This window comes from Bradyrhizobium sp. I1.14.4, from assembly GCF_050435825.1.
Taxonomy (GTDB): Bacteria; Pseudomonadota; Alphaproteobacteria; order Rhizobiales; family Xanthobacteraceae; genus Bradyrhizobium.
The window spans coordinates 106,415-114,680 of sequence record NZ_JBNDLA010000021.1; the positions used below are offsets into that span (position 1 = coordinate 106,415).

Annotated in this window: 11 protein-coding genes; 4 read left to right on the forward strand and 7 right to left on the reverse strand. The window is 64.6% G+C overall.

The genetic code is table 11. The annotated features are described in order from the left end of the window. Positions 1 to 109: 109 nt before the first annotated feature. From coaA to hisB, 7 genes are all read right to left on the reverse strand, one after another. A complete protein-coding gene (coaA, locus tag ABIB78_RS30140) occupies positions 110 to 1,066 on the reverse strand; it encodes a type I pantothenate kinase (RefSeq protein ID WP_429031156.1) in 957 nt (318 codons plus the stop codon). Positions 1,067 to 1,101: 35 nt separating this feature from the next. Next, complete coding sequence (locus ABIB78_RS30145; RefSeq protein ID WP_429031158.1) at positions 1,102 to 1,425, reverse strand: phosphoribosyl-ATP diphosphatase; 324 nt, start codon at positions 1,423 to 1,425, stop codon at positions 1,102 to 1,104. 94 nt (positions 1,426 to 1,519) lie between these two features. After that, positions 1,520 to 2,296 (reverse strand): imidazole glycerol phosphate synthase subunit HisF, encoded by a 777-nt coding sequence (gene hisF, locus ABIB78_RS30150; RefSeq protein WP_038382736.1) that lies wholly within the window; start codon positions 2,294 to 2,296, stop codon positions 1,520 to 1,522. A gap of 11 nt (positions 2,297 to 2,307) precedes the next feature. Further along, complete coding sequence (hisA, locus tag ABIB78_RS30155) at positions 2,308 to 3,039, reverse strand: 1-(5-phosphoribosyl)-5-[(5-phosphoribosylamino)methylideneamino]imidazole-4-carboxamide isomerase (RefSeq protein ID WP_429031160.1); 732 nt, start codon at positions 3,037 to 3,039, stop codon at positions 2,308 to 2,310. Then, a complete protein-coding gene (gene hisH, locus ABIB78_RS30160) occupies positions 3,036 to 3,686 on the reverse strand; it encodes an imidazole glycerol phosphate synthase subunit HisH (RefSeq protein ID WP_429031162.1) in 651 nt (216 codons plus the stop codon). The genes hisA and hisH overlap by 4 nt, the downstream gene beginning before the upstream one ends. Further along, positions 3,683 to 4,213 (reverse strand): DUF2628 domain-containing protein, encoded by a 531-nt coding sequence (locus ABIB78_RS30165; RefSeq protein WP_429031164.1) that lies wholly within the window; start codon positions 4,211 to 4,213, stop codon positions 3,683 to 3,685. The genes hisH and ABIB78_RS30165 overlap by 4 nt, the downstream gene beginning before the upstream one ends. 85 nt (positions 4,214 to 4,298) lie before the next feature. After that, positions 4,299 to 4,892 (reverse strand): imidazoleglycerol-phosphate dehydratase HisB, encoded by a 594-nt coding sequence (gene hisB, locus ABIB78_RS30170; protein WP_021078165.1) that lies wholly within the window; start codon positions 4,890 to 4,892, stop codon positions 4,299 to 4,301. 183 nt (positions 4,893 to 5,075) lie between these two features. Here hisB and hslV point away from each other — a divergent pair, with 183 nt between their 5' ends. The 4 genes from hslV to hslU are packed head-to-tail and all read left to right on the forward strand — an operon-like array spanning position 5,076 to position 8,069. Continuing rightward, entirely contained in the window at positions 5,076 to 5,633 is a 558-nt protein-coding gene (hslV, locus tag ABIB78_RS30175; RefSeq protein WP_429031167.1) for an ATP-dependent protease subunit HslV, read from the forward strand. A 2-nt stretch (positions 5,634 to 5,635) separates the two neighbouring features. Then, positions 5,636 to 6,121, forward strand: a complete 486-nt coding sequence (locus ABIB78_RS30180; protein ID WP_429031169.1) for a GNAT family N-acetyltransferase — start codon at positions 5,636 to 5,638, stop codon at positions 6,119 to 6,121. Then, the gene (locus ABIB78_RS30185; protein ID WP_429031172.1) at positions 6,118 to 6,714 is read left to right on the forward strand and encodes a DUF2585 domain-containing protein; all 597 of its coding nucleotides are present in this window, start codon (positions 6,118 to 6,120) and stop codon (positions 6,712 to 6,714) included. The genes ABIB78_RS30180 and ABIB78_RS30185 overlap by 4 nt, the downstream gene beginning before the upstream one ends. A 50-nt stretch (positions 6,715 to 6,764) precedes the next feature. Beyond that, a complete protein-coding gene (hslU, locus tag ABIB78_RS30190; protein WP_429031174.1) occupies positions 6,765 to 8,069 on the forward strand; it encodes an ATP-dependent protease ATPase subunit HslU in 1,305 nt (434 codons plus the stop codon). Positions 8,070 to 8,266: the final 197 nt, after the last annotated feature.

Below are 8,266 nucleotides of genomic sequence, written 5' to 3' on the forward strand. Positions count from 1 at the left end.
TTTGTATCCCGCTGCGGCCACAGACCGGCAAGCGACGGGCACCTGTGGTTATGGGTCTCCGCGTTCGCGGGACGACAGCCATGATGTGGCCGCCCTAACCGAACAACGATTACAGCCGACGCAGCGCGACCGACTGCACCACGTGGTCGGCGCCCTTCTTCAGGATCAGCGTCGCGCGCGGGCGAGTCGGCAGGATGTTATCCTCGAGATTGGCAAGGTTGGTGCGCTCCCAGATCGCGATCGCGGTTGCGGTTGCTTCCTCGTCCGACAGTGGCGCATAGCGGTGGAAGTAGGACCTGGGATCGGTGAACGCAGTGTCGCGCAGCGCCAGGAAGCGCTTGATGTACCACTGCCGCAGCGCGGCTTCATCCGCGTCGATATAGACCGAGAAGTCGAAGAAGTCGGAAACGAACGGCACCGCCTTGCCGTCGCGCGGCAACCGCCCGGTCTGCAGCACGTTGACGCCCTCGACGATCAGGATGTCAGGCTGGTCGATCTCGACCCATTTGTTCGGCACAATGTCGTAGGTCAGATGCGAATAGACCGGCGCGCGCACGCGACGCCGTCCAGCCTTGATGTCGCTCAGGAACGACAGCAGGGTGGGCAGATCGTAGCTTTCCGGAAAGCCCTTCTTCTGCAGGATGCCCTGCCGCTCGAGCACCGCATTCGGAAACAGGAAGCCGTCGGTCGTGATCAGGTCGACCTTCGGCCGCGGCGACCAGCGCGCCAGCAGCGCCTGCAGCACGCGGGCCGTGGTCGACTTGCCGACCGCGACGGAGCCCGCGACCCCGACGATGTAGGGCATCTTGCGATCGCGGATCGCGAGGAACTGGCGCTGCGAATAATACAGGCGCTGGGTCGCATCGACATAAATGGAGAGCAGCCGCGACAGCGGAAGGTAGATGTCCTCGACCTCCTGCAGGTCGAGGCGGTCGTGCATCGAACGCAGACGATCGAATTCGCCCGGCTCAAGCGTCATCGGCGTATCGTCGCGCAGATGCGACCATTGCTGGCGCGTGAAGACGCGGTAGGGGTTGTACTGCTGATCTGGTGCCCGGATATCCATGAGGCTGCCCCTCTCAATGCGCTCGATCATTTGCGCTAGTCGCGCTTGCGCGACGCCTTCTCTTCCAGTCCCGACATCGAGGTGCGCTTCTCCAACGCCGCCTCGACGTCCTCCAGCCTCACGCCGCGTGATTTCAACAGAACCAGCAGGTGAAACACGAGATCGGCACTTTCCGCGATCAGGTGATCGCGGTCATTCTCGACCGCGGCGATCACGGTCTCGACCGCCTCCTCGCCCAATTTCTTGGCGCAGTGCTCCGCGCCCTTGTCGAGCAGCTTGCGGGTATAGGACGCCTCGCCGCCCGCCGCAGCACGGGCGTCGATGGTGGCGGCCAAATCGTGGACCGTGAAACGCGACATCAACTCAACTCAAGCATGCGCATCGGCACCGCTCTTGTGCCATCCCCTAGGTGGGGACTTAGCATTTTTGTGACAAGGAGTCCCAGACGACGCGCTACGGATCGAGGCGCATCGGCAGGCCGGCGCGTACCATGTGATCCTTGGCTTGGCGGATGGTAAATTCCCCGAAGTGGAAGATCGACGCGGCCAGCACGCCGGTGGCGTGCCCTTCGCGGACACCATCGACCAGGTGATCGAGATTGCCGACGCCACCAGACGCGATGACCGGTACGGGGACACTGTCCGCGATCGCCCGGGTCAGCGGCAGGTCAAAACCCTGCCGAGTGCCGTCCCGGTCCATCGAGGTCAGCAGGATTTCGCCGGCGCCGAGCGAGACGACCTCCTGGGCATATTCGATGGCATCGATCCCGGTGGCATTACGCCCACCATGGGTGAAGATCTCCCAGCGGTCGGAGCCGCCGGCACGCTTGACCCGCTTGGCATCGATCGCAACCACGATGCATTGCTCGCCGTACTTCTCGGCGGCCTCCTTCACGAATTCGCGCCGGCTGACGGCCGCGGAATTGATCGAGACCTTGTCGGCGCCGGACCGCAGCAGGGTCTTGATATCGTCGACGGTGCGGACACCACCGCCAACGGTCAGCGGCATGAAGCAGGCCTCCGCCGTCCGCCGCACCACATCCAGCATGATGCCGCGGTTCTCATGGGTGGCAGTGATGTCGAGGAAGGTGAGCTCGTCGGCGCCTGCAGCGTCATAGGCGATCGCGGCCTCGACCGGGTCGCCGGCATCGCGCAGGTCGACGAAGTTGACGCCCTTGACCACGCGCCCGTCCTTGACGTCCAGACAGGGGATCACGCGAACCTTGAACATATCTCTGTCTCCTAAGTCGCGCTGCGGATCAGTTGAAGCGCGGCGGCGGGATCGAGCCGTCCGTCATAGAGCGCGCGGCCGACGATCGCGCCGGCGAGCTTCCTGGCGCGCGGCTCGAGCAGCGCCTTGACGTCGTCGATCGAGGCAAAACCGCCGGAGGCTATCACCGGAATGGAGATGCGGTCGGCGAGGGCGACGGTCGCATCGAGGTTGAGGCCCTTGAGCAGGCCGTCGCGGGCGATGTCGGTGAAGATGATCGCGGCGACGCCGGCATCCTCGAAGCGCTGCGCGATCTCGAGCGCGCTCACATGCGAGGTTTCGGCCCAGCCCTCGACCGCGACCTTGCCATCGCGCGCATCGAGGCCCACGGCGACGCGGCCGGGGAATTTCTTCGCCGCGCCCTTCACCAGCTCAGGATCGCGCACCGCCGCAGTGCCAATGATGACGCGCGTGATGCCCTTGTCGAGCCAGGCCTCGATGGTCTTGAGGTCGCGGATGCCGCCGCCGAGCTGCACCGGCATGATGACGGCTTTCAGCATCGCCTCCACCGCGTGGGCATTCATCGGCTTGCCGGCGAAGGCGCCATCGAGATCGACGACGTGGAGATATTCGAAGCCCTGCGCGGCGAAGCTCGCCGCCTGCGCCGCCGGATCGAGATTGAACACGGTGGCGCGCGCCATGTCGCCCTGCTCCAGGCGCACGCACTGGCCGTTCTTCAGATCAACCGCTGGAAAAAGAATCACGGCTTCCACTTCAAGAAATTCGAGATCAAAGCAAGGCCGAAGCGCTGGCTCTTCTCGGGGTGAAACTGGGTACCGATCGCGGTGTCCTTGCCCACGATCGCGGTCACCGGTCCGCCGTAGTCGGCGCGCGCCAGCACGTCCGCCTCGTGGGCGGCGTTGAGGTGATAGGAGTGCACGAAATAGGCGTGACGCCCCTTCGGCCCGAGCGGCAGCCGTTCCAGCACCGGGTGCTCGCGCACCATATCGAGCGTATTCCAGCCCATGTGCGGGACCTTCAGGCTCTCGTCGCGCGGCTCGATCTTCTCAACATCGCCGCCGATCCAGTTGAAGCCCTCGGTGATCACGTGCTCCTTGCCGCGCGTCGCCATCAGCTGCATGCCGACGCAGATGCCGAAGAACGGCCGCGCCTTGACCCGCACCGCCTCGGTCAGCGCTTCCAGCATGCCGTCGACCGCGTCGACGCCGCGGCGGCAATCGGCGAACGCCCCGACACCGGGCAGCACGATACGATCGGCGCGATACACCGCGTCGGGATCGCGCGTCACCTTGATGGCTTGCGGATCCTCCATGCTGCGCGCGGCGCGCTCGAAGGCCTTTGCCGCCGAATGCAGATTGCCGGAGCCGTAATCGATGATTGCAACGGTCATCGCGATCCTCCTGGCTCTGGAAACAATCCGATGATGCCGCCCTGCGGCATCGGTGGGGGTTTTGAGAATGATTGACCGGGAACGTCCCGGGTCGGGGGCGGTCCGCCGCGATCGACCGACCGCTGGTCGTTGAGGGCGCCGCGATGCCGCGCAGTCCAGCGCTCGAAGAAGCGGCGCTCGGCAGCCTCCACGTTGTCGGCCACGACGATGTCGAGCTGGCGCCATCTGCGCCGCGACAGCGTCCAGCGCTCCAGGCTTGCCGCCTCGAGGCCGAGCAATAGCATCAGCACCAGGTCGACGAACAAGATCGCGCCACGGCCCACACCGAGCTTGGCCAGCACATAATCGATCACGAAGGTGACAACGAGCCAGCCGATCAGCGCCAGCCAGAGCCGATGCCAGGCCAGCCAGACCGCGCCCGCAACCGCGGCCCAGAAATGGAAGCCGTCGCGCACGAACACGAACTTGTCGGTCGCCGCAAGATCGGCGCCGTTGGCCACAGGGGCATGCACTGTATAGACCGGCATCGAACGCTCCGCCGAGGATGGACTCTATTTACGGCATGATCTCCAGAAAAAACGGTGCCACCGTTTCCGGATCACGCTCCCGGGATCAGCCGCCGAGCTGACCCTTGGTCGAGGGCACCTCGCCCTGGGCACGCGGATCGATCGCAACCGCCGTCCGGAGCGCCCTCGCCAAACCCTTGAAACAGGATTCGGAGATATGATGGCTGTTCTCGCCATATAGGGTCTCGACGTGAAGAGTCACGCCGGCGTTCATCGCGAAGGCGTTGAACCACTCGCGCACCAGTTCGGTGTCGAACTCTCCGATCTTGTCGCGGGGGAACTCGACCTTGAACACCAGCACCGGGCGGCCGGAAATGTCGATCACGACGCGCGACAGCGTCTCATCCATCGGCATGTGGATCGAGGCGTAGCGGGTGATGCCGGCCATGTTGCCGAGCGCCTGCTTCACGGCCTGCCCGAGCGCGATCCCGACGTCTTCGGTGGTGTGGTGGTAATCGACATGGAGATCGCCGTCCGCCTTCACGGTGATGTCGATGCGCGAATGCCGGGCCAGGAGGTCGAGCATATGGTCGAAGAAGCCGATCCCGGTCGAAACCGTGGATACGCCCGCTCCGTCGAGGTTGACCGTCACCTCGATGTCGGTCTCCTTGGTCTTGCGCTTGATGGTTGCCGTGCGCATGAAGATTAAGCTTTCCCGTGCCGAAAACGCCGGTCTTTTAACAGGCTGATGTCACCTTCGCTACTGCGGGATGACCTCGAAACGCCCCAACTTCGGGCCATGGTGACCGGAAATCGTTGCTAAACCTCCCCGATTGTAACCCCCTGCCCGACAGCCTAAATCTGCCCGGAAGAGAGGTAACCTATGCAAGCATCCCAAAATGACCTGCCGGTCTGGCATGGCACCACGATTTGCACGGTCCGCAAGGGCGGCACGGTGGTGATCGGCGGCGACGGCCAGGTCTCGATCGGCCAGACCGTGATCAAGGCCAATGCCAAAAAGGTCCGGCGGATCGGCAAGGGCGACGTGATCGGTGGCTTTGCCGGCGCCACCGCCGATGCGTTCACCCTGTTCGAGCGGCTGGAAAGCAAGCTGGAGCAATATCCGGGGCAGCTGACCCGGGCGGCCGTTGAGCTCGCCAAGGACTGGCGGACTGACCGCTATCTGCGCCGGCTGGAGGCCATGATGATCGTGGCCGACAAGGACGTCTCCTTGGTACTGACCGGCACCGGCGATGTGCTGGAGCCCGAATCGGGGGTCATAGCGATCGGTTCCGGCGGCAATTACGCCCTCGCCGCGGCCCGCGCGCTGATCGATACCGACAAGGACGCCGAGGCCATCGTCCGCCGCGCGCTGGATATCGCCGCCGATATCTGCGTCTACACCAACCGGAATGTGACGATCGAGACGATCGGCGGCTGAGCATGGCCGACCCCTATCATTTCCGCCCGATGACGACGGCCGACCTGCCACGGATCAAGCGGTGGCTGGCGTTGCCGCATGTCCGCCAATGGTGGGGCGATCCGGCCGAGCAATACGCACTGGTCAGCGGTGACCTCGATGAGCCGGCCATGGATCAGCTCATCGTTGCCGCCGACAGCAGCGATTTCGGCTACATCCAGTGCTACGACCTGACGGCGTGGAATTCCGGCTTCGGCAAGCAGCTGGAGGGCACGTGCGGGATCGATCTCTTCATCGGGGAGCCCGGTATGGTGGCGCGCGGCCACGGCTCGGCGCTGATCCGCGCCTTTGTCGACGACCGGCTGGCGCAAGGCGCGCCACGCGTCGTCACCGATCCCGATCCGGCCAATGCGCGGGCCGTGCGCGCCTATGCGAAAGCGGGCTTTCAGGAGGCTGGAATGGTCGATTCGCCCGACGGGCCGGCGCTGCTGATGGTCCGCGATGCATGACGCTCGCGCCTAAGCCCGCGACCGGCGTTTCAGCGTGGCACTGCCTGGTGCTCGCCGCCGCGCTGCTCGCACTGCAGGCGGCGCTGCTTTATGCGATGGGTCGTTTGCCGATCTGCGCCTGCGGCTATGTCAAACTCTGGCATGGCGCGGTTCAGAGCTCGGAGAATTCACAGCACATCGCCGATTGGTACACGCTGTCGCATGTGCTGCATGGCCTGCTGTTCTATGGCCTGACTTTTCTCCTGCTGCCGCGGCTCGCCTGGCCGGGGCGGCTGATTGTCGCGATGCTGATCGAGGGCAGCTGGGAGATCGTCGAAAACTCCAACTGGATCATCGAGCGCTACCGCGCCGGCACGATCTCGCTCGACTATTACGGCGACACCATCGTCAATTCGGTCTCGGACACGCTCGCGATGGTTCTCGGCTTCCTGCTGGCGCGCAAGCTGCCGATCGTCGCAACAGTCACGCTCGGAGTTGTGTTCGAAATCGTGATGCTGCTTCACATTCGCGACAATCTGACGCTGAACATCATCATGCTGATCCACCCGTTCGAGGCGATCAGGCAGTGGCAGTCCGGGCCGCCCATTCTCTAGGCGGGAGACTGCCGCTTGCCGAGACCGCGATTTCAACCTAGCTAGAGCCAATGACCGACTTCTCTCCCCGTGAAATTGTTTCCGAGCTTGACCGCTTCATCGTCGGCCAGGCCGACGCCAAGCGCGCGGTGTCGATCGCGCTGCGCAACCGCTGGCGACGGCTGAAGCTTGCCGGTTCCCTGCGCGAGGAGGTTCTGCCCAAGAACATCCTGATGATCGGGCCGACCGGCGTCGGCAAGACCGAGATCGCGCGGCGGCTAGCCAAGCTCGCGGGTGCGCCGTTCCTCAAGGTCGAGGCCACCAAGTTCACCGAGGTCGGCTATGTCGGCCGCGACGTCGAGCAGATCGTCCGCGACCTCGTCGAGGTGGCGATCGCGCAAACCCGCGAGCGCAAGCGCAAGGACGTTCATGCGCGCGCCCAGCTTGCCGCCGAGGAGCGCGTGCTGGACGCACTGGTCGGCCCCGGGTCGAGCCCGGCGACGCGCGAGTCGTTCCGCAAGAAGCTGCGTGCCGGCGAGCTCAACGACAAGGAAATCGAGATCGAGACGCAGTCGGGGGGCAGCGGCATGCCGATGTTCGAGATCCCCGGCATGCCCGGCGCCCAGATGGGCGCGATCTCGCTCGGCGACATCTTCGGCAAGATGGGCGGACGCAGCAAGACCCGCCGCCTGACGGTGGAAGGCTCGCACGAGATCCTCGTCAACGAGGAATCCGACAAGCTGCTCGACACCGATCAGCTGGTGCTGGAAGCGATCAGCGCGGTCGAGAACAACGGCATCGTCTTCCTCGACGAGATCGACAAGATCTGCGTGCGCGAGAACCGCGCCGGCGGCGACGTCTCCCGCGAGGGCGTGCAACGCGATCTGCTGCCGCTGATCGAGGGCACCACGGTCTCGACCAAGCACGGCGCGGTCAAGACCGACCACATCCTGTTCATCGCCTCAGGCGCCTTCCATATCGCCAAGCCGTCGGACTTGCTGCCGGAGTTGCAGGGCCGCCTGCCGATCCGCGTCGAGTTGCAGGCGCTGACCCGCGACGACATGCGCCGGATCCTGACCGAGCCGGAAGCGTCGCTGATCACGCAATACGTTGCGCTGATGAAGACCGAGGGCGTGACGCTCGACGTCACCGACGGCGCGATCGACGCGCTGGCCGACATTGCGGTTGCGGTCAATTCCACGGTCGAGAACATCGGCGCGCGGCGGCTGCAGACCGTGATGGAGCGGGTGCTGGACGAGATCTCCTTCACTGCGCCCGACCGCCACGGCGAGACCATTCAGGTCGACGCCGACTACGTGACCAAGCATGTCGGCGACCTCGCCAAGAACGCCGATCTGAGCCGGTTTATCTTGTAGGCGTTGCAGCCTTTCGTCGCCCCGGCGAAGGCCGGGGCCCATAACCCCCGAACTCCGCAGTGACCAAGACTCGGGCCGACATTCCTTCTAGAACCGCCTTCGGTGGTTGATGGGGTGGACGGCCCCCTACGGCATCAGTTGTGCCAGAATGAGGTTGTTGCAAATCTCAGACAAGGGAGCCGTCCGTGAGAGAGATT

What these genes read in the sequence shown, in the direction of transcription:
- hisB (WP_021078165.1), bottom strand. Translation starts at nt 4,892, where the DNA reads ATGCGCACGGCAACCATCAAGCGCAAGACCAAGGAGACCGACATCGAG.
- ABIB78_RS30185 (WP_429031172.1), top strand. Translation starts at nt 6,118, where the DNA reads ATGACGCTCGCGCCTAAGCCCGCGACCGGCGTTTCAGCGTGGCACTGC.
- coaA (WP_429031156.1), bottom strand. Translation starts at nt 1,066, where the DNA reads ATGGATATCCGGGCACCAGATCAGCAGTACAACCCCTACCGCGTCTTC.
- hisH (WP_429031162.1), bottom strand. Translation starts at nt 3,686, where the DNA reads ATGACCGTTGCAATCATCGATTACGGCTCCGGCAATCTGCATTCGGCG.
- ABIB78_RS30180 (WP_429031169.1), top strand. Translation starts at nt 5,636, where the DNA reads ATGGCCGACCCCTATCATTTCCGCCCGATGACGACGGCCGACCTGCCA.
- hisF (WP_038382736.1), bottom strand. Translation starts at nt 2,296, where the DNA reads ATGTTCAAGGTTCGCGTGATCCCCTGTCTGGACGTCAAGGACGGGCGC.
- hslU (WP_429031174.1), top strand. Translation starts at nt 6,765, where the DNA reads ATGACCGACTTCTCTCCCCGTGAAATTGTTTCCGAGCTTGACCGCTTC.
- ABIB78_RS30165 (WP_429031164.1), bottom strand. Translation starts at nt 4,213, where the DNA reads ATGCCGGTCTATACAGTGCATGCCCCTGTGGCCAACGGCGCCGATCTT.
- hslV (WP_429031167.1), top strand. Translation starts at nt 5,076, where the DNA reads ATGCAAGCATCCCAAAATGACCTGCCGGTCTGGCATGGCACCACGATT.
- ABIB78_RS30145 (WP_429031158.1), bottom strand. Translation starts at nt 1,425, where the DNA reads ATGTCGCGTTTCACGGTCCACGATTTGGCCGCCACCATCGACGCCCGT.